Here is a 476-nt window from a genome sequence, read left to right as displayed (position 1 = left end):
TTGAAATTCCCACATTACAAACAGTTAGACGCAATGGATTGTGGGCCGACATGCTTGCGGATCATAGCTAAATACTTCGGTAAGAGCTATAGTTTAGCTTTCCTGCGCGATCGTAGTTATATCACACGAGCCGGGGTCTCCTTATTGGGCATTAGCGAAGCTGGGGAAAGCATAGGTCTGCATACACAGGGGGCCAAACTTACCTGGGAGCAACTTCGTGATGAGGCGCCGTTACCTTGCATTGTACATTGGAAGCAAAACCATTTCGTGGTGGTCTACAAAATAAAGAAACAAAAAAAGCTATTTACCTCATTGAGGAAAAATGGTCGGGACGATATCATTTTTATATCAGATCCGGCACATGGTTTACTTACCTACACCAAAGAAGACTTTCTGAAGTGCTGGATAAGCAGCAAGGAAGAAGATGGAAACAATGGCGTTACACTAATGTTTGAAACCACACCTGATTTTTATCG

At 43.3% G+C, this 476-nt stretch carries 1 protein-coding gene; it reads left to right on the top strand.

Translation table 11 applies throughout. The features are described from left to right. A partial coding sequence (locus tag AC04NP_RS30655; protein ID WP_482863946.1) for a cysteine peptidase family C39 domain-containing protein occupies positions 1–476 on the top strand: 476 nt, incomplete at both ends.

This window comes from Agaribacillus sp. DX54, from assembly GCF_056858335.1.
The sequence above is the reverse complement of the archived record's forward strand: the minus strand, read 5'-3'. Positions and strand labels throughout refer to the sequence as shown.